Source organism: Ruminococcus sp. 1001136sp1_2201st1_G3_2201SCRN_220225 (assembly GCF_040924365.1).
Lineage (GTDB): Bacteria > Bacillota > Clostridia > Lachnospirales > Lachnospiraceae > Blautia_A > Blautia_A faecis.
Window position 1 is genome coordinate 1 of the sequence record NZ_JBCOME010000064.1, and the last position, 22,114, is coordinate 22,114.

Genomic DNA, 22,114 nt, shown 5'->3' on the forward strand with positions numbered 1-22,114 from the left:
CTCGTATAGTCTCAAGCTCTACGATTCTCTGTGGCTTCGGAGCTGCTACGATTCGTCTGTATCCGCCATCAGCAAGTCTGGTGACAAAGTTTCCTTTTTCTTCTTCTGCTTCAGCTTCTTCCTCAGTGAGAACACGTCCGATAATTTTCTCCGGATCTGCAAAAGCGTCGTCATATGGATCAATAACAGTCTGGGTAAGAATGGTAGCAACAGGTTTGTAAATTCCGCGGCTGATAAATTCAGAGCGGATCGCATTCTGAAGGTCATATCCAATGTAGCCCTGGCTCATTGCGGAGCAGACTGACATAGGAGCGAATGTATAATCCGGGTGTGTCTTTCCAAATTCATTCATTGCAGTGTGGATCATGCCAATCTGTGGGCCATTGCTGTGGGAGATTACCACCTTGGCACCCTCTTCAACAAGATCTGCGATTGCTTTTGCTGCGGCTTTGGTGGCTACTTTCTGCTCTGGAAGTGTGGTGCCGAGAGCTCTGTGACCTAATGCAACTACTACGATTTTTTCACTCATAGGAGATACCTCGTTTCTGTCAAGAATATAATGCGGATATCAGAGTTAAGTGGATTACTGTGAAAGTATTCACAGCAACATGAATGATTTCTCCGGACATCCTTGTGTAATATCTTCCATTATAAAAGCTAAGGGTGGGAATTGCAATAGAAAAGTCCTTGAAACAGGAAAAGCCATCCGCATCAGGCAGATGGCTCATTTCCTATATTTTTGAGGGGGGAGATAGAGAGTGGTTTTTCATCTATCCGAAATTCATTATATCGGCAATTTGTGAGGAAAATGTGTCTCAAATCTAAAAGAAATCGAAAAAATATGAAATGAAAATAAAATCCGACCCTTTATTGCATTTAAAGACCAAGTGTGGTAAAGTAAACCTATCTTGTTTCTGCATTCTGCAGAAAAGAATTTCTACCGCGCCGGTTCGGCGCAAGATAACCCGTTTTTTGAAGGAAACCTGTTAACCTGGGCGTTTTATACGCTTTTTTGAAAATGGATGCATACAATGGCAAGGCAAATTTGCTTCGGAATGCTGTGAATAGGATCTGTTTAAGTGAGAAAGGTGTGATTCCCATGTGCTGTTAGTGACTCATTTATATGGTGATGTCGCCAGTAGGCGGCAAGTCCGTTTTGTAAAATAGTAGTTTAATAACAGAGATTAGTGAAAAATAGGGGTAGAAAAGGAGAAGTTATAATGAAAAACAGAATATGGAAAAAGATACTGGCAGTGGGAGTAAGTCTGCTTGTAGAAGCTGGGATGCTGGTTGGATGCACGGCGCAGCCGGCAGTGGCATATGGAGCAGAAATGGAAGGCGGGTTATCTGTTGTCCAAGATGCGGCATGGACAGATTTACAGAAATTTCAGGCGGTGATTTCTGTAAAGGCAGATGGGCTGGCGTCACTTACGTGGGAAAATGAAAACCAGGAATATGAAAGTGGCGATGAAAATTTATTCAGCAGTGGAAATCAGGACGGGAGCCTGGAAAATGATCAATATGATTTTTCGGATGAAACAATATCTCATCCAACATCTTACGAACTGGTAGTCTGGCTTTCTGAATATTTTCAGCCAGATGCTTCGTTTATGGCACCTGAAGGCTGCCTGAAAGAGGAGCTTCCTATCGAGACTGCTGACGGAAGATCCAGCAGTATAACCGGATTCCGCTGGAAAATAAATTCGGGAGAACAGGGCAAACAGCTGAAAATTCCGGTTACCTTGCGGGATGAATATCGTTTTCCAGCAGAAAAACATACAGTTCCTACCTGTCAGGATATTTTGCATGCAAATGGTGCTATAAGCGGAGAAGAAAATGGAGGCGGAGTTTACATTGTAAAAAAAGTGGAAAATGAAAAAAACATTTTGTGTAAAGCCTTATCTAAGAGTCTGGAGATACCAGCTGCATACATGGATTTTTCAGTGGAGATGGAAGCCAAGGAAAAGGCGCTTTATACTGGAAAACGCATTCATATGGCAGTGAATCTGACAAATAATGGTCAGGTACCTTTTTATAAAATTTCCCTTCAGGCCAAAGTAAAAGAACAGGAACTGGTACCTGTGTGGGAAAAGGAGCCTGGCCTTGAAGTTTCGGAAAGTGGTGCAGTGCTGGAAAGCCTTTCCGCAGGGGAAACACGAATCCTGTCTTTTTATATAGATCCGGACATGGATCAGAAAAGTAATCTGGAGCTGGAGCTTTTTGCAAAAACAGAAAATCCGGTTTCGTTGGAGAAAGCAGCAGAAAAACAGTTAACATTACAGCAGGGAAAAGCCTCTTTTACGGTAAAGAAAACAGCTGACTGCGACAACGCCAGCCCTGGGGAGACTGTGACTTATCAGATCAGTATTCACAATACCGGAGAGGTGACTCTGCATTCCGTAGTTACTACGGAACGTTTCGGGCTTGCCGGAGTAACAGCTACTTTTCAGGAACAGAGAGGTATAACCCTGAATAAAAGCAGAACTCAGGCGAAAATCCAGGAAATCGCACCTGGTGGCTGTGTGAATTTAAAGGCAAAAGTTGTACTTCCAAAAGATCTGAAAGACCAGAATCTGATGAATCAGATTATTGTAGTTACTGACGAGACTGGTGAGGAAAGCGCAGTGCGGGATCAGGCAACCATCCGTGTGGAAGATAAGGAGAAGGATGGAAATGGAAATGGAAGCGGAAACGGAAATGGGGGTGGAAATGGAGATGGAACTGGCATAGGCAGTGGGAATAATGATGGCAGCACAATGGCTGCGTCCACCTCTCCAAAAACAGGGGATACTTCCCACAAAGAGCTGTTTCAGGTACTGATTCTGCTTTCGTTTCTTTTTTCCGCTGTAGCCGCCAGAAGAATGTTTGGAGGCAATGCTCACAGATGACCCGTGAATGGAAACTATAATGTGAGGTGAACGGTTACTGTTTTTTAACAGGAAAGATTGAAAACAAATTCTGTGTGTGATATTCTATAAAAGAGTATGCGTTGCTGTATGATGTCATTAGATTAGAGCGTGTTTGAAAAATCATTCCCGCAAATTGTGACACAAATCTTGCAGAAAGTCTTTTTCAAACAAGCTCTGGCGTGATTTTAAAGCAACGTCAATATAGGGAGGCATATATTATGAAATTATCATCCTTATTAGAGAAGTTAGAATACACCTGCGTGCAGGGGAGCACAGAGCAGGAAGTCACTGGTGTTGTTTATGATTCCAGAAAGGTAACAGACGGCTCTCTGTTTATCTGTATCAGAGGTGCTGTTGTAGATGGACATAAATTTATCCCGGATGTGACAGCAAAAGGGGCTAAAGTTCTGGTAGTAGAAGAGGAGGTTTCTGCACCGTCGGATGTTACGGTTATCCAGGTGACAGACACCAGATATGCTATGGCATTTATTTCAGCAGCCTGGTTCGGACATCCGGCAGAGAAGCTGAAAACAATCGGAATTACCGGAACCAAGGGAAAAACCACTACTACCTATATGGTAAAATCCATTCTGGAAAATGCCGGATACAAGGTTGGTCTGATCGGTACTATTGAGGCAGTTATCGGAAATAAGATAATACCTGCTTCTAATACCACACCAGAATCCTATGTAGTTCAGGAGTATTTTCACGAAATGGTGGAAGCTGGCTGTGATTGTGTGGTTATGGAAGTTTCCTCACAGGGGCTGATGCTGCATCGTACTCAGGGATTTGTGTTTGATTTTGGAATTTTCACAAATATTGAACCAGATCATATTGGTCCAAACGAGCACAAGGACTTCGATCATTATCTGTCTTGTAAAGCTATGCTTCTCAAGCAGTGCCGCGTAGGAATTGTAAACCGTGATGATGAGCATTTTGACAGAATTGTAGAGGGACATACCTGTACTCTGGAAACCTATGGCTTTTCAAAAAAAGCAGACCTTCGCGCTGAGGATGCCAGACTGATTGGCGGAAAAGGCTATCTTGGAATTTCCTATCAGCTGAAGGGACTTATGGATTTCCCTGTTGAAATCGACATCCCGGGTAAATTCAGTATTTACAACTCTCTTACCGCTATTGCAATCTGCCGTCATTTTAAGGTTTCCCAGGAAAATATCCTGAAGGCTCTGAAGGTAGCAAAAGTAAAAGGCCGTATTGAGATGGTGAAAGTATCTGATGAATTTACTCTGATGATTGATTATGCACATAATGCAATGGCTTTGGAAAGTCTTCTTACTACATTGCGTGAGTATCATCCACACAGACTGGTCTGCCTGTTTGGCTGTGGCGGAAACCGCTCCAGGCTTCGCCGTTATGAGATGGGAGAGGTTTCCGGTCGTCTGGCAGATCTGACCATCATCACTTCTGATAATCCGCGAGATGAGGAGCCTCAGGCTATTATTGATGACATCAAAGTGGGCATGGCGAAGACAGAAGGTAAATATGTGGAGATTCCAGACCGCAAGGAAGCAATCGCTTATGCCATCCATCACGGAGAACCAGGGGATATTGTGGTGCTGGCTGGTAAAGGTCATGAAGATTACCAGGAAATCAAAGGTAAAAAATATCCTATGGATGAGCGTGTGTTGATCGCAGATATTCTTGCCGGAAGGTAAAACATGACATATGCAGATATTATTGTAGACATTTCCCATGAGAAGCTGGATAAAAGCTTTCAATATCTGGTTCCAGAGAAAATGAAGGACGAGATACAGGTGGGAATGGTGGTTTCCATTCCATTTGGAAGAGGAAATCATGTGCGCAAGGGATATGTAGTGGGGATTTCTGATGAGCCCAAGGTAAAGGGAATCCAGCTTAAGTCTGTTGCCGGTATTGAAAATGATCAGGAAACCACAGAATCTAGGCTGATCGCGCTGGCAGGGTGGATGAAAGAAAATTATGGCTCTACCATGATCCAGGCTCTGAAAACAGTTCTTCCTATTCAGAAAAAGATAAAAGCCCAGGAAAAAAGGTGGATAACCCTTCTGATTTCCAGAGAAGATGGGGAAAAGCTTCTGGAAGAGCTCAGCATGACCAGATTTAAAGCACGTATCCGCCTTCTGGAAGCACTCTTGCAGAATGAAAATGGGAAAATTGAGACTGCCTGGGCTTCAAAGGAGCTTGGCACTACGGCTTCTGTCCTGAGATATTTTGAAGAACAGGGGATTGCTTCTGTGGAGTCAGATGAAGTGTATAGAAATGCAGTTGCAGATGCAGAGAATATTCCGCATGTGGCACCAGCAGTATTAAGTATATCCCAGCAAATGGCTGTGAATCAGATCTTATCAGAATGGGAACACCCGGATCCGAGACCGGTTCTTCTTCACGGAGTTACCGGCAGCGGAAAAACGGAAGTATATATGGAGCTGATCGATAAGGTGATAAAGGAAGGCGGTCAGGCAATCGTGCTGATTCCGGAAATTGCGCTGACTTATCAGACTGTACGGCGATTTTATGGTCGTTTTGGTGATAAGGTGTCGGTAATTAACTCCAGACTTTCCCTGGGAGAGCGTTATGACCAGTTTAAAAGAGCCAAACAGGGAGAACTGCAGGTTATGGTGGGACCCCGTTCAGCACTTTTTACTCCTTTTGGAAGGCTGAGGCTGATCATTATTGATGAGGAGCATGAATCTTCTTATAAAAGTGAAAACAGTCCAAGGTATCACGCCCGGGAAACGGCTATCCACAGAGCAAAGCTGGAAGGCGCAAGAGTAATTCTTGGTTCTGCAACTCCATCTATGGAAGCGTATTACAGGGCGAAAGAAGGAGAATATGTCCTTGTAAAGCTGGAAGCCAGATTTGAAGAAAGACCTCTTCCCAGGGTATCAATTATTGACATGAGGGAACAACTAAAAAAAGGAAACCGCCTTGCCCTCAGTCTGGAACTGAGAGAAGACCTGAGCCAGTGCCTGAAAAAAGGGGAGCAGGCCATGTTGTTTCTCAACCGCCGTGGCTACGCAGGGTTTGTTTCATGCCGTTCCTGCGGTCATGTAATGAAATGTCCTCACTGTGACGTTTCCTTAAGTGAGCATAATGGCAGAAAGCTGATCTGTCATTATTGTGGTTATGAAACTGTGAAACCGGACAAATGTCCAGTCTGTTCTTCCCCATATATAGGCGGTTTTAAAGCGGGAACCCAGCAGATCCAGCAGGTGGTAGAAAAAGAATTTCCAGAGGCAAGAGTTCTTCGAATGGATTACGACACTACAAGAGCTAAGGGAAGCTATGAAAAAATTCTGTCTGCTTTTTCCAGGCATGAGGCCGATATTTTGATTGGAACCCAGATGATCGTCAAGGGACATGATTTCCCGGATGTTACTCTTGTGGGGATCCTTGCTGCAGATTTATCCCTGAATGCTGATGATTATCGCAGTGGTGAGCGCACTTTTCAGCTTCTTACCCAGGCGGTGGGACGAGCAGGAAGAGGAAGGAAAGAAGGCCATGCCTTGATCCAGACTTATAGTCCGGATCATTACAGCATACAGACAGCTGCAAAGCAGGATTACGAAGAATTTTACCAGGAAGAGATGGGATACCGTCTTCTTATGGATTATCCCCCGGCTGCCCATATGATGGCAGTGCTTGGTTCTTCGGAGGATGAGAAGCTTCTTGAGACAGCCATGCACTATCTTGGTCTGTTTACAGGAAAAATATATGCGGGAAAAGATCTTCATGTGATCGGTCCCGCCCCTGCGTCTGTAGGGAAAGTAAAGGATGTATACAGAAGAGTACTTTATCTGAAACATGAGAATTATGATCTGCTTGTCCGAATAAAGGACAGGCTGGAGGAATATATAGAAATCAATTCCGGCTTCAGAAAAGTTAATATACAATTTGATTTTTCATAAGGCGAAATACCGGAAATAAAGGGCTGCGTTAAGGTGCAGGGCTTTGAAACAACGGGTATTTCCAAATTCAAAGATAAAGGAGATAACACAGAGATGGCACTTAGAACAATCAGAACAGAGGGAGATTCCGTTTTAGAAAAAATCTGCAGACCAGTAGAGAAAATCGACAAACGTACAAAGGATCTGGTAGGAGACATGCTGGAAACCATGTATGACGCATGCGGTGTTGGCCTTGCAGCTCCCCAGGTGGGTATATTAAAGAGAATCGTAGTGATCGATATTGGAGATGGTCCAATTATTCTTATTAATCCGGAAATTCTTATGACATCCGGTGAGCAGACAGGCGAGGAGGGATGTTTAAGTGTTCCGGGAATGTCCGGTCAGGTTACCCGCCCAAATTATGTGAAGGTAAAAGCTCTTGATATGGATATGAATGAGCAGATATATGAAGGAGAAGGACTCCTTGCCCGTGCATTTTGTCATGAGCTGGATCATCTTGACGGAAAAATGTACACACGTCTGGTTGAAGGTGAATTACATCATGTAAGTTATGACAATGAGGAGGAAGAGGAATAAATGAAAATTGTTTATATGGGAACGCCGGATTTTGCAGTTAATCCCCTTCATGCACTGGCTGAAGCTGGCTATGATGTCGCAGGTGTTATAACCCAGCCGGATAAGCCGAAGGGAAGGGGAAAGACTATGCTTCCCACTCCTGTAAAGGAAGAGGCAATGAAACATGGGTTCCCGGTTTACCAGCCTGTGAAGGTACGCGATCCGGAATTTTTACAGGTTCTGGAGAAACTGGATCCCGATATTATTGTGGTAGCTGCCTTTGGACAGATCATTCCCAAAAGCATTCTGGAGCTTCCGAAATACGGATGTATTAACATCCATGCATCCCTGCTTCCGAAATACCGCGGTGCAGCTCCTATTCAGCAGGCAGTTATTGATGGGGAAAAGGAGTCAGGTGTTACGATCATGAGAATGGGCACAGGTCTTGATACAGGAGATATGATCTCAAAGATCGTAGTGCCGATTGCAAAAGATGAGACGGGCGGAACTCTGTTTGATAAGCTTGCAGAAGCAGGAGCGAAGCTTCTTGTTGAGACATTGCCTCACATTTTTGATGGCACAGCTGTTTACGAGAAACAGCCGGAGGAAAGCCCTACTCCCTATGCCGGTATGATCACCAAACAGATGGGATTGATCAATTTCGGGAAATCAGCCGAGGAACTGGAAAGACTGGTGCGAGGTTTAAATCCGTGGCCAAGTGCATTTACTTTCTGGAATGGAAAAACTTTGAAGGTATGGGAAAGCTTTGTAGTAAAAAGTGAAGAAGCTGGCGCAGAAAAGTCAGAACCTGGAACGGTAGTAAAAACAGACAAAAAAGGAATTTACGTGGCTTGCGGTGAGGATGTTCTGGTACTTTCACAGGTACAGCTAGAAGGAAAAAAGAGAATGGATGCGGATGCATTCCTTCGAGGATGTCATATAGAAACCGGAAGCAGATTCACAGATAAAAAGGAGTGATCTTATGTACGGATATGGATATCCTTATGGATTTTATGTTGATCCTACTTATGTATTGCTGATCATTGGAATGGTGCTGGCACTGGCTGCATCTGGAAAGATGAAAAGCACTTTTGCACGTTATCAGCAGGTGCGCAGCCATTCAGGTCTTACAGGAGCTCAGACTGCCCAGAGGATTTTAAATGCAGCCGGAATTTACGACGTAACGATTGTTCCAATTTCTGGAAGCCTTACAGATCATTATGATCCGAGAACAAAGAGGCTGGCACTTTCACAGGACGTATATGGAAGAACTTCTGTGGCAGCTGTATGTGTCGCTGCCCATGAGTGTGGTCATGCCATTCAGCACAATATAAATTATGCACCGCTGAATATCCGTTCAGCTATTGTTCCGGTGGCAAATATCGGATCTTCCCTTTCCTGGCCGATTTTTCTTCTGGGACTGATCCTTTCCATACCGGCACTTACAACTGTAGGAATTGTGCTGTTTTCACTGGCGGTACTGTTTCAGCTTGTAACACTTCCGGTAGAATTCAATGCTTCCTCAAGAGCTTTAAAAATGCTGGAAAGCACAGGAATTTTAAGCCGCGAGGAAAACAAAGGTGCGAAGAAGGTTCTTACAGCGGCAGCCCTTACTTATGTAGCAGCTCTTGCTTCTTCCATTTTACAGCTTCTGAGACTGATCATACTTTCCGGAGGTAGAAGACGGGATGATTAACGGAATCAATTCCAGGGAGATGATCCTGGAAATTTTACTTGAAATCGAAGAGGGCGAGCACAGTCACGTGGCAATTCGGAATGCCCTTTCCAAATATCAGTTCCTTCCCAAACAGGACCGGGCATTTATCACCCGTGTCTGTGAAGGAACGCTGGAATACCGGATCCAGATTGATTACATTATCAATTCTTTTTCCAAGGTGACAGTTGATAAGATGAAGCCTGCAATCCGGGAAATTTTAAGAAGTGCAGTATATCAGCTGAAATACATGGATAGTGTGCCAGACAGCGCAGTGTGCAATGAGGCTGTGAAGCTGGCGCAAAGAAAAGGTTTTTATAATCTGAAGCCTTTTGTAAATGGTGTTCTTCGTACCATAGCCCGGGAAATGGATCAGGTCCGGTTCCCTCAAAAAGAAGATGATCTGTTGAAATATCTTTCTGTAAAGTATTCCATGCCAGAGGTGCTGGTAACCAGGTGGCTGGAAGCCTATGGAGAAGAAACAACAGAGAAGATACTGGCGGATTTTCTTATGGAACATCCTCTTACCATCAGATGCCGGACTTATCTGAATTCCAAGGAAGAGGTTATAAAAAGCCTGGAAAGTCAAGGCGTTCATGTAGCACCTGCACCATATCTGCCTTATGCATACAGCATTTCTGAATTTAACCATATTCTTGCACTGGATGCTTTTATCAAGGGTAAAATCGTCGTGCAGGATGTAAGTTCCATGCTGGTTGCGGAGGTTGCAGATCCGAAGAAGGGCGATTATGTTATTGACGTGTGTGCTGCGCCAGGTGGAAAGAGTCTTCATATGGGAGACAAGATGGAGGGATATGGAACGGTAGATGCAAGAGATGTAAGCCAGTATAAAGTAAATCTGATCGAGGAAAACATCCAGCGTACCAATTCTATTAATGTACAGGCAAGAGTGCAGGATGCTACTATTTTTGATCAGGATTCAGAACTGCTTGCAGATGTTGTAATTGCAGATGTACCTTGTTCCGGGTATGGAGTGATCGGCAAGAAGCCGGAAATCAAATACCGTGTTACGCCACAGAAACAGGATGAAATAGTGATTCTGCAGAGAACCATTCTGGATCGCGCAGCAAACTATGTGAAGCCAAGAGGAGAGCTGATCTTCAGTACCTGTACCATTGCAAAAGAAGAAAACGAAGAGAACATGATGTGGTTTTTGAATAATTATCCATTTAAGCTGGAGAGCCTGGATCCTTATCTTCCAGAGGAGCTGCACTCAGAGACAACTGCACTTGGATATCTGCAGCTGCTTCCTGGAGTACATAAGACAGACGGCTTCTTTATTGCGAAATTCAGAAGAAAATAGGAATATAAATATGACAGACATTAAGTCGATGACGAAAGACGAACTGAAAAATCTGATGACCGAACTGGGAGAGAAACCCTTTCGGGCAAAGCAGATCTACAGCTGGTTACATGAACATCTGGTAACCTCTTATGATGAGATGGGAAACATACCAGGAAAATTAAAAGAAAAACTGAAAGACTATCCCATAGCGGCATTGGAAATGGTGGATGAACAGGTTTCTGCCATTGACGGCACAAGAAAATATCTGTTCCGCCTTTCTGATGGAAATGTGATTGAGAGTGTTCTTATGCGTTATAAGCATGGAAATTCCGTATGTATTTCGTCACAGGTAGGCTGTAAAATGGGGTGTCGTTTTTGTGCTTCCACTATTGGAGGCTGGACAAGAAACCTTCTTCCTTCGGAAATGCTGGATCAGATTTACAGGATCCAGAGCATAATGGGAGAGCGGGTATCTAATGTAGTAGTAATGGGAACCGGCGAACCTATGGATAATTATGATCATATTGTACGCTTTGTACATCTGCTTTCCGATGAAGATGGTCTTAACATCAGCCAGAGGAATATCACCGTATCGACCTGCGGAATTGTTCCGAAAATTTATGAGCTTGCAAAGGAAAAACTGCAGATTACCCTTGCCCTGTCTCTGCATGCACCAAATGATGAAAAAAGACAGGAACTTATGCCTATTGCACAGCGGTACAGTATGGACGAAGTCCTGGATGCATGCCGCAATTATTTTCAGGAGACCGGCAGGAGAATTACTTTTGAATACAGTCTTGTGGCTGGTGTTAATGACAGTGACGAAGATGCAAGAGAGCTGAGCAGCAGAATCCATGATATTAATTGTCATGTAAATCTAATCCCGGTAAACCCTATTAAGGAGCGTTCTTACAGGCGTTCTACGCATCAGGCTGTAGAGAATTTTAAAATAAAACTTGAAAAATGCGGAATTAATGTTACTATTAGAAGGGAAATGGGCAGTGACATAGACGGTGCCTGTGGACAATTACGAAAAAGTTATATGGAAAAAAGTTACGATCCGCAGTAATGAAAAACTGGTGTTTCTATGTTGAACAACAGTACGAAAAGGACAGAAAGCGAGAAGTGACATGAGGGTATATTCAGCTACGAATATAGGAATGAAGCGGAAGATGAACCAGGATTATGTGTTCGCTTCCCAGGACACAGTTGGAAATCTCCCGAACCTCTTTGCTGTTGCTGATGGAATGGGAGGGCACAATGCAGGTGATTATGCCTCCTCTCACGCGGTCAGGATACTGGTAGATGAAATCAGGGAGGATACGGATTATAATCCTGTAAAGGTAATCCGCCATGCCATTGAGACTGCGAACACAGAAATTATAGAACAGGCGCAGAAGGATGAGAAGCTTCGTGGAATGGGAACTACCATGGTAGTAGCCACCATTGTAGGTCAGTATGCTTATGTTGCCAATGTGGGAGACAGCAGACTATATGTGGTGGATAAACAGCTGAGGCAGATTACCAGGGATCATTCACTGGTTCAGGAAATGGTAAGAATGGGTGAAATCACTGCTGAGGAGGCAAGAAATCATCCGGATAAAAACATTATCACCAGAGCTCTGGGAGCAGAAAAAACTGTAGACGTGGATTTCTTTGATATGCGTCTGGAACCGGGAAGTACGATCCTGATGTGTTCCGATGGTCTCAGCAATATGGTGGAAGACAAAAAAATGGAAGAAATCATATTGAATTCTGATGAGGATATCACCTGGAAGGGAAATACTCTTATCCAGGAAGCCAACAACAACGGCGGCAAGGATAACATTGCAATCATATTGATAGAACCATTCACGAATGAGGTGGAAACATGTTAAAGACAGGTATGATTATAGCAGAACGCTATGAAATTGTAAGTAAAATCGGTACCGGCGGAATGGCGGACGTATATAAGGCAATGGACCATAAACTGAACCGTTTTGTGGCAGTTAAGGTTCTGAAGCCGGAATTCAGGGAAGATGCAACTTTTGTAAAGAAATTCAGAAGTGAAGCGCAGGCAGCAGCAGGTCTTACCCATCCAAACATAGTAAATGTATTTGATGTAGGCGATGATGAGGGTGTTTATTATATCGTAATGGAGCTGATCGAGGGAATCACTCTTAAGGAGTATATTTCCAAGAAAGGCAAACTTTCGGTAAAGGAAGCTACCAGTATTGCCATTCAGGTATCTATGGGACTTGAGGCAGCACACAGCCACGGCATTGTACATCGTGATGTGAAGCCTCAGAATATTATTATTTCCACAGACGGCAAAGTAAAGGTAACAGACTTTGGAATTGCAAGAGCTGCTTCTTCCAATACCATCAGCTCTAATGTTATGGGGTCTGTACATTACAGCTCACCAGAGCAGGTACGAGGCGGCTACAGCGATGAGAAGAGTGATATCTACTCACTTGGTATCACCTTATATGAAATGGTAACAGGACGTGTCCCTTTTGACGGAGATACTACAGTTGCCATTGCAATCAAACATCTTCAGGAAGAGATGGTACCGCCAAGTGTTTATTCCCCGGATCTGCCGTACAGTCTGGAACAGATCATTATGAAATGTACCCAGAAGAGTGTGGATCGCAGATATAATAAGATGGAGGATGTGATCGAGGATCTGAAGCATTCTCTTATTGACCCGCAGGGAGATTTTGTGAAGCTTACATCTGTAGATACAGATGCTAAGACGGTTGTAATTTCTGATGAAGAGCTTGGAGAGATCAAGCATACTCCGAAGCAGACTCTTAAGCCGGATATAGAAACTCTGGAAAAAGAACTGAATGAGACAAACTACGATGATGATGACGATTTCGAGTATGATAATAAGGAAGAGAGCTCGAAAGGCTCCAGAAAGAACCGGGATCGTGAACGAAGCAGAGAGCGGGAAGAGAGAGAAAGACGTATCAAAAAGCAGAAAAGAGGCGTCAGTGTAGCTGGAAGTATTATTGCTTTGATCATAGGTGCCGCAGTTCTGATCGCGGTAATTCTTGTTGTGGGAAAGGCAGCAGGTCTGATCGGAGACAGCAAGGATTCTTCTTTGGATCAGCAGAATCAGCAGGCACAGGTTACCCAGGCTGCTGACGAAGATGATGGTATGGTACCAGTACCTGATCTTATCGGTAAGACAGAGGCTGAGGCACAGGAACTTTGCGCTTCTGTAAATATCGGAATGACCTACAAAGGTGAAGAGGCTTCCACACAGGAAAAAGGCAAGATTTCTTCACAGGATCCTGTACAGGGAACAAAGGTAGCTAAAAATTCAACTGTTAACTATTATTTAAGTAAAGGTTCTGAGTCCGTTACCCTTACAGATATGTTCGGTCAGAATGGCGCTTTGGCGCAGGAAACTCTGGAAAGCCAGGGCTTAACGGTTCAGATCAATAAGATTTACCCGGATGAAAGTCAGTCTTCTATGGTAGACATTGGATGTGTCCTTGATACTGAGCCTGCAGCAGGAACTACTGTCAAGGCAGGCGATACAGTTACTCTTACCATCAGCCGTGGTATTAATTATGGTGACAGTGTACAGGTGCCAGATGTAACCGGAATGGAGAAGAATGATGCAATTGCCAAGCTTGGCAAATTCATTAATATTAATGTGGAAATGCAGATGAGCACAGACGTTGCAGAGGGAACTGTTATCTCTCAGGATCCTATAGGATATACAGATGACAACCCGGTATATGCAGATCCGGATAACGATACGATCACTCTTATTGTAAGCAGTGGAAGTCAGGATACTTCTTCACAGAATACTGAGGATCAGAGTTCCTCTGATACTACTGCAGCAGTAGCAAATGGCGAAGTATGGAAATGTACACAGAAACTGAAGACGCCTATCGGATATAATGGAGGTCTGATCAGACTGGAGCTTGTTCAGAATGTAGGCGGCGCTCCAAAAGCAAGCTCTGTGGTAGAAGGACAGCAGCTTACTTTCCCATATCAGCTGGATATTACAGGTGCACCAGGAGTTGCTGAGGGTACTTTATATCTGTCTGAGCAGCAATCTGATGGAAGCTATCAGGAACTTGGCCATTATCCTCTTACTTTTGAGAAGGTTGAGTAATCCATGCAGGGAAAGATCATTAAAGGAATTGCAGGTTTCTATTATATCTATGCGGAAGACGGCAATATTTACGAATGTAAGGCAAAAGGAATTTTTCGAAAGGATAATTTCAAGCCTCTGGTAGGTGATAATGTGGAGATTACCGTTTTGAATGAGGAGGAGAAGGAAGGCAGTGTAACTTCCATTCTTCCCCGCCGCAATTCGCTTATCCGTCCTGCTGTAGCCAATGTAGATCAGGCGTTTTTGATTTTTGCCATGGAGAATCCAAAGCCTAATTTCCTTCTTCTGGACCGCTTTCTGATCATGATGGAGCAGCAGAAAATTCCCGTGGTTATCTGCTTCAATAAGAAAGATGTGGGAGAGAAGAAAGAAATGGAAAAGCTTTACGAAATATACACTGGATGTGGATATTGTGTAGTGCTTTCCAGTACCTATGAGGGAGAGGGAATGGACGAGATCCGCGAGATACTGAAGGGAAAAACAACAGTAGTTGCAGGACCTTCCGGTGTGGGGAAATCTTCCATTACCAACTGTATGCAGGGTGAAGTGCAGATGGAGACTGGCGAGATCAGCAAAAAACTGAAGCGCGGCAAGCATACCACCAGACATTCCCAGGTAATCCCGGTGGAGAAGAATACTTTCCTGGTGGATACTCCGGGATTTTCTTCTTTGTATCTTACCGATATGAAGGAAGAGGAGCTTCGGGATTACTTCCCGGAATTTGTAATGTATGAGCCGCAATGCCGGTTTCAGGGGTGTATGCACATTCATGAACCGGGCTGTGCAGTGAAGAAAGCTCTGTCTGAAGGTAAAATTAGTCAGCAGCGGTATGACAACTATCTGGCTTTATATGAGGAATTAAAAGAGAAAAGGAGATACTAAAACTATGTATCAGCTATGCCCTTCCATTTTATCAGCGGATTTTAACCGTCTGGGCGAACAGATTAAAATTCTTGAAAACGAAGGAGTTGAATGGCTCCATATTGATGTTATGGATGGAGATTTTGTACCGAGCATTTCCTTTGGTATGCCGGTGATCAAATCCATCCGTAAAGAATCCAAGATGTTTTTTGATGTTCATCTTATGGTGACAGAGCCGGAAAGATACATTCAGGATTTTGTAAATTGTGGTGCGGATTCCATCACCGTTCATGCTGAGGCATGTGAGGATCTGGAACGTACTATAGAGCGTATCAAGGATGCAGGAGTGAAAGTTGGTGTTTCCATCAAGCCTGCAACTCCGGTAAATGATATCAGCCATATGCTTGAGGATGTGGATATGGTTTTGGTAATGACTGTTCAGCCTGGCTTTGGCGGACAGAAATATATGGACGAGTGTACAGAGAAGATTCAGGAACTGAGAGAACTGATCGACAAAGAGAATCTGAATGTGGATATTGAGGTTGACGGTGGAATCAATGAAGGTACCATAGAGACTGTTATGAAAGCTGGTGCCAATATCTTTGTTGCCGGATCCTGGGTATTCGGCGGTGATATTGCCCAGAATGTCCGCCATATTCAGAAACAGATCGAAGAGATTGGTGACAGGATTGAGTGAGAGATAGAATGATAGATACAGTAATCGTAAGCGGGGGCATGATCCAGAAAGATTTTGCCCTCGATTTTATAAGAAAAATAGAAGAAGAGCGAAAAGGAAAGAAGCTGCTTTTGCTGGCGGCTGACAGAGGACTGGATTTCTTTCTGGAAACAGGTCTTGTCCCGGATATTGTGGACGGTGATTTTGACAGTTTATCAGGTGCTGGAAAGGCATATCTGGAGAGTCTTGACCATACAGAAATTGTCAGACTGAATCCTGAAAAGGATGATACAGATACCCAGTCTACTTTAAATCTGGCAATAAGAAGAGGGGCAAAGAATATTCTTATTCTTGGCGCAACTGGTGGAAGACTGGATCATTTTATTGGAAACATGGGACTTTTGGGATATGGCAGACAAAAGGGTGTCAATGTGATCCTGGCAGATGCTCAGAATTACATCTGTCTTGTGGAAAATGGCCATATTATTCGAAAAGACAGTCAATTCGGAAAATATGTTTCCTTTTTCGCAGCCGGTGAAACGGTTGAAGGTCTTACTTTGAAGGGGTTTAAATACCCATTGGATCATTACCGCCTTACTACAGATAACTGCGGCCGCACCGTTAGCAACGAGATTCAGGAAGAAAAGGCCAAGATACTCTACGAAAAAGGCAGTCTTCTTATGATCATGTCCAGAGATTTGAAATAAATGATGTATTACGAAAGAGAAACACTTCATATTCAATTGGAAATATGAGGTGTTTTTTCAAATTTATCAGATTGTCCAGAGCTTTTGTCTTGATGGAAAGAGTTGGGTATGCTAAAATAAAAAGATGTATAGAGAAGACAATATGGGGCCGGAAATATATCATATTTTTATTGTTTGTGGTATAATAGCAAAAGAATGGCGTAAAGAAATGTCAAACGCCCCTAAAAATAAGGAGATATAGGATAAAATGAAATTAGGTATCGTTGGACTTCCAAATGTAGGAAAAAGTACACTTTTTAATTCCCTGACAAAGGCAGGTGCAGAATCTGCGAACTATCCCTTCTGTACCATTGACCCGAATGTGGGAGTTGTTACTGTGCCGGATGAAAGACTTGCACTGCTTGGTGATTTTTATCATTCCAAGAAAGTGACACCGGCTGTTATAGAATTTGTTGACATTGCAGGACTTGTAAAGGGCGCTTCTAAGGGAGAGGGTCTTGGAAATCAGTTCCTTGCAAACATCCGTGAAGTCGATGCAATCGTTCATGTAGTACGCTGCTTTGAGGATACCAATGTAATCCACGTAGATGGAAGCATCGATCCGATCCGTGATATTGAGACTATTAACCTGGAGCTTATTTTCTCTGATCTTGAGATCCTGGAGAGAAGAATTGCAAAGGTTACCAAGACTGCCCGTATGGACAAAGAAGCTGCTAAAGAGCTTGATTTCCTTCAGAAGATCAAGAAATGGCTGGAAGACGGCAAGATGGCAATCACTATGGAACTGGAGAATGAGGATGAGGAAGCATGGATGGGAACATACAATCTGCTCACTCAGAAACCGGTAATTTACGCTGCAAATGTGGCAGAGGACGATCTTGCAAATGATGGTGCTGACAATGCGCATGTACAGGCTGTAAGAAAATATGCTGCGGAGCAGAACAGTGAAATTTTCGTAATCTGTGCTCAGATCGAGGAAGAGATTTCCGAGCTGGATGAGGATGAGAGAAAAATGTTCCTGGAGGATCTTGGACTCAAGGAATCAGGACTTGAGAAGCTGGTTAAGGCAAGTTATCATCTTCTTGGACTTATGAGCTTCCTGACCTCCGGAGAAGATGAGACCAGAGCATGGACCATAAAGATTGGAACCAAGGCTCCGCAGGCTGCAGGTAAGATTCATTCTGATTTTGAACGTGGATTCATTAAAGCTGAGGTAGTAAACTATCAGGATCTTCTTGACTGTGGCTCCTATGCAGGTGCAAGAGAAAAAGGTCTTGTAAGAATGGAAGGTAAGGATTACGTAGTACAGGATGGCGATGTGATCTTATTCCGTTTCAATGTCTGATAAGTAATAGAAACAGAGGGATAGCATAAATGTCAATTCAGTTTCCGAATCTGGGAATAAACCTGGATTATGTGGGGAAATCCATTCAAATATTTGGATTTGAGATTACATTTTTTGGCCTTGTAATAGCTCTGGGAATGCTTCTGGGAATGGGATTTGTGATTCTGGAAGCGAAGCGCTGCGGCGAGAATAAAGACGATTATCTGGAAATGATGATCATATCCCTGCTTCTGGGTGTGGTCGGATCCAGAATGCTTTATGTTTTATGTTCCTGGAATCTTTATAAGGGCAATATTATTGAGATCTTTAATGTGAGAAATGGCGGACTTACATTCTACGGCGGTCTGTTTGGAGGAATGCTGGGAGCTGCCATTTACTGCGGCGTGCGCAGAAAATCTTTTATGCAGATGGCAGATACTGCCAGCATGGGAATCGTTATTGCGCAGATAATAGGAAGGTGGGGAGATTTCTTTAACAGGGAATCTTTCGGTGAGTATACCAACAGCATATTTGCAATGCAGCTCCCTTTATCTGCTGTGCGTTCCAGCGAAGTGACATCTGCAATGAGGGAAAACCTGGAGACAATAGGTGGAACTTCTTATATTCAAGTACATCCGGTTTTCTTATACGAGAGTCTTTGGTGTCTGCTTTTGTTTCTCCTGATGCTTGTGTGGAAGCGCAAAAAACATTTCCACGGAGAAGTATTTCTGAAATATCTGGCAGGATATGGTCTCGGACGATTTTGCATAGAACTTCTTCGAACAGACAAGCTTATGATTCCGGGAACTTCTGTTGGAATTTCCCAGCTGATCTCAGCAGCACTGTTTGTAATCTGTGCTATGATCGCAGTTGTGGAAGAAACCATGGCGAAAAAGAGGGCGGCAAGGCGCAGACGCAGGAGAGAACAGGACTATGAAGCGCAGGAAAGAGCAGCCAGAGAAGCTGAAGCAGAAGAATACAGAGACCGGCTCAGACTGGAGAGAGCTTTTGCAGATGGAGATGCCGCAGGTGTTCCGGAAGTCTATAACGGAACAGCATCTGCTTATGAACATGATTCCGAAGAATCAGAAGAAACTTCGTCTGTGGAAGAAGAGCATCCGGAAGAAGATCCTCAGGATGAAAAGAACACAGAGAAAATCGTGGAAGAGGAAAATTCAGTTGCTGAGGATTTCTATGAGAAGGACTCAGAGAAAGATACAGAAGAAATTTCTGAGGAGGAAGCTTTGCCAGAAGCTTCCGGTACAGAAAATTATGTGGAAGAAAATGCCGGGATTTCTGAAGAAGAAACTGTTGCTGCGAAGGGTCCGACAGCTTCAGAAGAAGATGAATGGTTGTATAGCCAGCCGCGCAGATTTGCGAAAAAACCTGCCCATGAGCAGAAAGATTGATCATATGATTGTCAGATACCTGAATCTGGACTAAACAAAACGTTATTTTGGTGGGAGCGAATCCCACTGAAGTGGCGTTTTTTTGTGTGTAATAGGTAATTTCGCTGGAATTTCCGGCAATATAAAAAGTCCTGCAGGGCAGGATTTATTTGTATATAAAAATTTTTTGACTGCATTTTCGCTGTTTGTAAGGACTTTGTAACAGAATTATGTAATAGATTTCATAATTTCCCACTTGTAATTTAGGGGCAAATGGGTTAGAATGGGTTCATAAGTGGTAGGAAGTGGAGAAAAGTGGTGACAAATGGGGACGAAGTGGCAGAACTTCCATTTGTTTCCCGTCATGAGATACGAGGGGGAGACTCGTATTTCACGAGAGTAGGTGAGTTTTTATGTTCATGGGCGAGTACAATCACACAATCGACGCGAAGGGGCGTTTGATCATCCCGGCGAAATTTCGGGAACCTTTAGGTGAGGAATTTGTTCTTACCAGAGGACTTGATGGTTGTCTTTATATTTATCCTATGGATGAATGGGAAGCCTTTGAAGAGAAACTCCGTGCATTACCACTTACAAATAAAGACGCTAGAGCCTTTTCGCGCTTCTTTGTTGCAGGTGCAACAACATGTGAACTGGACAAGCAGGGGAGAATTCTCGTACCACAGACGTTACGTGAGTTCGCTGGTCTGGAGAAAGATGTTATTCTGGCTGGAAACTTAAGCAGAGTAGAAGTCTGGAGCAAGGAGAAATGGAGCGAGAATTGCAATTATGACGATATGGACAGCATTGCTGCCGACATGGAGAACATGGGAATCGTCATCTGAGCATAAAATAAGCGAGAAATCCAACAGGAGACGGAAATGGAATTTAAACACAAATCTGTATTACTGGACGAGACCGTTGGCGGGCTGAATATTAAGCCGGATGGAATCTATGTGGATGGCACTTTGGGCGGCGCAGGACATGCCATTGAGGTATGCAGGAAACTTTCTGCCAAGGGGAGATTTATTGGTATAGATCAAGACCAGGATGCGATAATTGCTGCGAGTGAACGGCTTGCCGCCTTTGACCAGGTGACAATCATTCGCAGCAATTATTGTTACATGGTACAGGAGCTTGCCGCAAGGGGAATTCACAAGGTTGATGGTATTGTTCTGGATTTGGGAGTATCCTCCTATCAGCTGGACAATGAGGAACGTGGATTTACCTATCGGGTAGATGCACCTCTTGACATGCGCATGGATCAGAGACAGACACAGACTGCCAGTGACATTGTTAACGGTTATGAAGAAAGAGAACTGTATCGCATTATCCGCGATTACGGTGAAGATAAATTTGCGAAAAATATCGCGAAACATATAGTAGCAGCAAGACAGCAGAGCCCCATTATGACAACGGGCCAGCTTACACAGATCATCCGGGAATCCATACCTATGAAGATACAGGCAGCAGGAGGTCATCCGGCTAAGCGTACGTTCCAAGCAATCAGAATTGAGCTGAATAAGGAACTGGATGTTCTTCGTGATTCACTTGATGGGATGATCGATCTTCTGGATGATGGCGGAAGGCTTTGCATTATTACGTTCCATTCACTGGAAGACAGAATTGTAAAAACAATTTTTCGAAAAAATGAGAACCCGTGTACCTGTCCACCGGATTTTCCGGTATGTGTGTGCGGAAAGAAATCCAAGGGGAGAGTTATCACAAGGAAGCCAATTCTTCCAAGTGATGAAGAAATGGAAGAAAACCCGCGTTCTAAGAGTGCTAAGCTTAGAATTTTTGAAAAAAAAGTTTAAAAGAAGGGTAAAAAATGGCGGAGACAGGCAGACATACAAATACTGTGTCAGGTAAAAGACGTCCACAAAATGTGTATGTTGATGGCAACACTGTCCGAAAAGTCCAGGAAGTTCCTGAGCGGAGAGAGTACCGTCAGCCAGAGCATTCTGTTCGTAAAAATAAGGCAAAACCAGAGCAGACCACACCAGAGCAGCAGGTCCGGGGGAACAAGCCGCTTAGTAAGGCAGCCAGGAGAAACCGTGCGAAAGCCAATAATATGAACCGTAATTTTGCCATATTTCTGGCAGCACTTGGTATCCTTATTGTGTTTTGCAGTATTAATTATCTGAAACTGAAAACAGAATGCACCAGTAAAAGAAGCCAGCTGGCCACGCTCGAATCCCAACTGGCCGAGCTGAAAGAAGACAACGATGCATATGAGAGCCAGGTGACTTCAAGTGTTGACCTTGAAAGAATCCGGAAAATCGCCATCGGACGTCTGGGCATGAAATATCCAAGCAACCAGCAGACAGAAACCTATGCGACTGAAGGCGGCAGCTACGTAAGACAGTATCAGGACGTGACCGGGAAGTAATGGGAATGAAGGCAGGTGTTTGATTGACTACTCTGAGAAGAAAAACAAAAAGAAAACCTATAAAAAAAATAAATCACAGTATGAAAAAAAAGCTGTCAATACTGCTCTTTTGCGTATTGGGAGCTTTAATCGTTTTATTGGGAGTTATCACTTATATTAATTTTCAAAGTGGTGACAAGTATAAGAAACAGGTGCTGAGTCAGGCTCAGCAAAAATACCAGAATCGCACAATGCCAGCGAAACGAGGGACAATCTATGAT

General features: G+C 43.6%; 18 protein-coding genes and 2 pseudogenes. 19 read left to right on the forward strand and 1 reads right to left on the reverse strand.

The features are described 5' to 3' along the window. Window positions 1–529: pseudogene (locus AB5642_RS16895) on the reverse strand (carbamate kinase); the annotation flags it as partial. A 691-nt stretch (window positions 530–1,220) separates the two neighbouring features. Between AB5642_RS16895 and AB5642_RS16900 the strand changes: the two are divergent. From AB5642_RS16900 to AB5642_RS16990, 19 genes and pseudogenes are all read left to right on the forward strand, one after another. Beyond that, complete coding sequence (locus tag AB5642_RS16900) at window positions 1,221–2,888, forward strand: DUF11 domain-containing protein (RefSeq protein WP_173718154.1); 1,668 nt, start codon at window positions 1,221–1,223, stop codon at window positions 2,886–2,888. A 239-nt stretch (window positions 2,889–3,127) separates the two neighbouring features. Continuing rightward, window positions 3,128–4,585, forward strand: coding sequence for a UDP-N-acetylmuramoyl-L-alanyl-D-glutamate--2,6-diaminopimelate ligase (locus AB5642_RS16905; RefSeq protein WP_173718153.1), 1,458 nt, complete (start codon window positions 3,128–3,130; stop codon window positions 4,583–4,585). A gap of 3 nt (window positions 4,586–4,588) precedes the next feature. Beyond that, entirely contained in the window at window positions 4,589–6,817 is a 2,229-nt protein-coding gene (priA, locus tag AB5642_RS16910) for a primosomal protein N' (protein WP_173718152.1), read from the forward strand. A 93-nt stretch (window positions 6,818–6,910) separates the two neighbouring features. Beyond that, complete coding sequence (gene def, locus AB5642_RS16915) at window positions 6,911–7,393, forward strand: peptide deformylase (protein ID WP_118578240.1); 483 nt, start codon at window positions 6,911–6,913, stop codon at window positions 7,391–7,393. Then, on the forward strand, window positions 7,394–8,350 hold the full coding sequence (gene fmt, locus AB5642_RS16920) for a methionyl-tRNA formyltransferase (RefSeq protein ID WP_173718150.1): 957 nt from the start codon (window positions 7,394–7,396) through the stop codon (window positions 8,348–8,350). Window positions 8,351–8,354: 4 nt separating this feature from the next. Further along, complete coding sequence (locus AB5642_RS16925) at window positions 8,355–9,068, forward strand: zinc metallopeptidase (protein ID WP_173718149.1); 714 nt, start codon at window positions 8,355–8,357, stop codon at window positions 9,066–9,068. Further along, window positions 9,061–10,410, forward strand: a complete 1,350-nt coding sequence (rsmB, locus tag AB5642_RS16930) for a 16S rRNA (cytosine(967)-C(5))-methyltransferase RsmB (RefSeq protein ID WP_148461128.1) — start codon at window positions 9,061–9,063, stop codon at window positions 10,408–10,410. Before AB5642_RS16925 ends, rsmB begins: the two co-directional genes overlap by 8 nt. A gap of 10 nt (window positions 10,411–10,420) precedes the next feature. Next, window positions 10,421–11,461: a 23S rRNA (adenine(2503)-C(2))-methyltransferase RlmN gene (gene rlmN / locus AB5642_RS16935; protein WP_173718148.1), complete on the forward strand. Its 1,041-nt coding sequence runs from the start codon at window positions 10,421–10,423 to the stop codon at window positions 11,459–11,461. 61 nt (window positions 11,462–11,522) lie between these two features. Then, the gene (locus AB5642_RS16940; RefSeq protein ID WP_118578191.1) at window positions 11,523–12,269 is read left to right on the forward strand and encodes a Stp1/IreP family PP2C-type Ser/Thr phosphatase; all 747 of its coding nucleotides are present in this window, start codon (window positions 11,523–11,525) and stop codon (window positions 12,267–12,269) included. Continuing rightward, on the forward strand, window positions 12,263–14,506 hold the full coding sequence (gene pknB, locus AB5642_RS16945) for a Stk1 family PASTA domain-containing Ser/Thr kinase (protein ID WP_148461130.1): 2,244 nt from the start codon (window positions 12,263–12,265) through the stop codon (window positions 14,504–14,506). The genes AB5642_RS16940 and pknB overlap by 7 nt, the downstream gene beginning before the upstream one ends. 3 nt (window positions 14,507–14,509) lie before the next feature. Continuing rightward, a complete protein-coding gene (gene rsgA, locus AB5642_RS16950) occupies window positions 14,510–15,388 on the forward strand; it encodes a ribosome small subunit-dependent GTPase A (protein WP_173716055.1) in 879 nt (292 codons plus the stop codon). A 4-nt stretch (window positions 15,389–15,392) separates the two neighbouring features. Further along, window positions 15,393–16,064: a ribulose-phosphate 3-epimerase gene (rpe, locus tag AB5642_RS16955; protein ID WP_118578194.1), complete on the forward strand. Its 672-nt coding sequence runs from the start codon at window positions 15,393–15,395 to the stop codon at window positions 16,062–16,064. An 8-nt stretch (window positions 16,065–16,072) separates the two neighbouring features. Next, the gene (locus tag AB5642_RS16960) at window positions 16,073–16,750 is read left to right on the forward strand and encodes a thiamine diphosphokinase (RefSeq protein WP_173716056.1); all 678 of its coding nucleotides are present in this window, start codon (window positions 16,073–16,075) and stop codon (window positions 16,748–16,750) included. A gap of 247 nt (window positions 16,751–16,997) precedes the next feature. Beyond that, window positions 16,998–18,095, forward strand: a complete 1,098-nt coding sequence (gene ychF / locus AB5642_RS16965; protein ID WP_021926448.1) for a redox-regulated ATPase YchF — start codon at window positions 16,998–17,000, stop codon at window positions 18,093–18,095. A 29-nt stretch (window positions 18,096–18,124) separates the two neighbouring features. Beyond that, on the forward strand, window positions 18,125–19,483 hold the full coding sequence (gene lgt, locus AB5642_RS16970) for a prolipoprotein diacylglyceryl transferase (RefSeq protein WP_173716059.1): 1,359 nt from the start codon (window positions 18,125–18,127) through the stop codon (window positions 19,481–19,483). Between the two features lie 392 nt (window positions 19,484–19,875). Further along, window positions 19,876–20,307, forward strand: coding sequence for a division/cell wall cluster transcriptional repressor MraZ (gene mraZ / locus AB5642_RS16975; RefSeq protein WP_118578197.1), 432 nt, complete (start codon window positions 19,876–19,878; stop codon window positions 20,305–20,307). Between the two features lie 36 nt (window positions 20,308–20,343). Continuing rightward, window positions 20,344–21,279 carry a 16S rRNA (cytosine(1402)-N(4))-methyltransferase RsmH gene (gene rsmH / locus AB5642_RS16980; RefSeq protein ID WP_148461134.1) on the forward strand — a complete coding sequence of 312 codons (936 nt, stop codon included), beginning with the start codon at window positions 20,344–20,346 and terminating at the stop codon, window positions 21,277–21,279. A 14-nt stretch (window positions 21,280–21,293) separates the two neighbouring features. After that, entirely contained in the window at window positions 21,294–21,854 is a 561-nt protein-coding gene (locus tag AB5642_RS16985) for a septum formation initiator family protein (protein WP_173718147.1), read from the forward strand. Between the two features lie 23 nt (window positions 21,855–21,877). After that, window positions 21,878–22,114, forward strand: a pseudogene (locus AB5642_RS16990) (cell division protein FtsI); the annotation flags it as partial.

Excerpts from the sequence above, each read along its gene's own strand:
- AB5642_RS16985 (WP_173718147.1), top strand. The coding sequence starts at position 21,294 with ATGGCGGAGACAGGCAGACATACAAATACTGTGTCAGGTAAAAGACGT.
- priA (WP_173718152.1), top strand. The coding sequence starts at position 4,589 with ATGACATATGCAGATATTATTGTAGACATTTCCCATGAGAAGCTGGAT.
- rsmH (WP_148461134.1), top strand. The coding sequence starts at position 20,344 with ATGGAATTTAAACACAAATCTGTATTACTGGACGAGACCGTTGGCGGG.
- rpe (WP_118578194.1), top strand. The coding sequence starts at position 15,393 with ATGTATCAGCTATGCCCTTCCATTTTATCAGCGGATTTTAACCGTCTG.
- rlmN (WP_173718148.1), top strand. The coding sequence starts at position 10,421 with ATGACAGACATTAAGTCGATGACGAAAGACGAACTGAAAAATCTGATG.
- AB5642_RS16960 (WP_173716056.1), top strand. The coding sequence starts at position 16,073 with ATGATAGATACAGTAATCGTAAGCGGGGGCATGATCCAGAAAGATTTT.
- AB5642_RS16940 (WP_118578191.1), top strand. The coding sequence starts at position 11,523 with ATGAGGGTATATTCAGCTACGAATATAGGAATGAAGCGGAAGATGAAC.
- rsgA (WP_173716055.1), top strand. The coding sequence starts at position 14,510 with ATGCAGGGAAAGATCATTAAAGGAATTGCAGGTTTCTATTATATCTAT.
- def (WP_118578240.1), top strand. The coding sequence starts at position 6,911 with ATGGCACTTAGAACAATCAGAACAGAGGGAGATTCCGTTTTAGAAAAA.
- AB5642_RS16925 (WP_173718149.1), top strand. The coding sequence starts at position 8,355 with ATGTACGGATATGGATATCCTTATGGATTTTATGTTGATCCTACTTAT.
- fmt (WP_173718150.1), top strand. The coding sequence starts at position 7,394 with ATGAAAATTGTTTATATGGGAACGCCGGATTTTGCAGTTAATCCCCTT.
- lgt (WP_173716059.1), top strand. The coding sequence starts at position 18,125 with ATGTCAATTCAGTTTCCGAATCTGGGAATAAACCTGGATTATGTGGGG.
- pknB (WP_148461130.1), top strand. The coding sequence starts at position 12,263 with ATGTTAAAGACAGGTATGATTATAGCAGAACGCTATGAAATTGTAAGT.
- ychF (WP_021926448.1), top strand. The coding sequence starts at position 16,998 with ATGAAATTAGGTATCGTTGGACTTCCAAATGTAGGAAAAAGTACACTT.
- AB5642_RS16900 (WP_173718154.1), top strand. The coding sequence starts at position 1,221 with ATGAAAAACAGAATATGGAAAAAGATACTGGCAGTGGGAGTAAGTCTG.
- rsmB (WP_148461128.1), top strand. The coding sequence starts at position 9,061 with ATGATTAACGGAATCAATTCCAGGGAGATGATCCTGGAAATTTTACTT.
- AB5642_RS16905 (WP_173718153.1), top strand. The coding sequence starts at position 3,128 with ATGAAATTATCATCCTTATTAGAGAAGTTAGAATACACCTGCGTGCAG.
- mraZ (WP_118578197.1), top strand. The coding sequence starts at position 19,876 with ATGTTCATGGGCGAGTACAATCACACAATCGACGCGAAGGGGCGTTTG.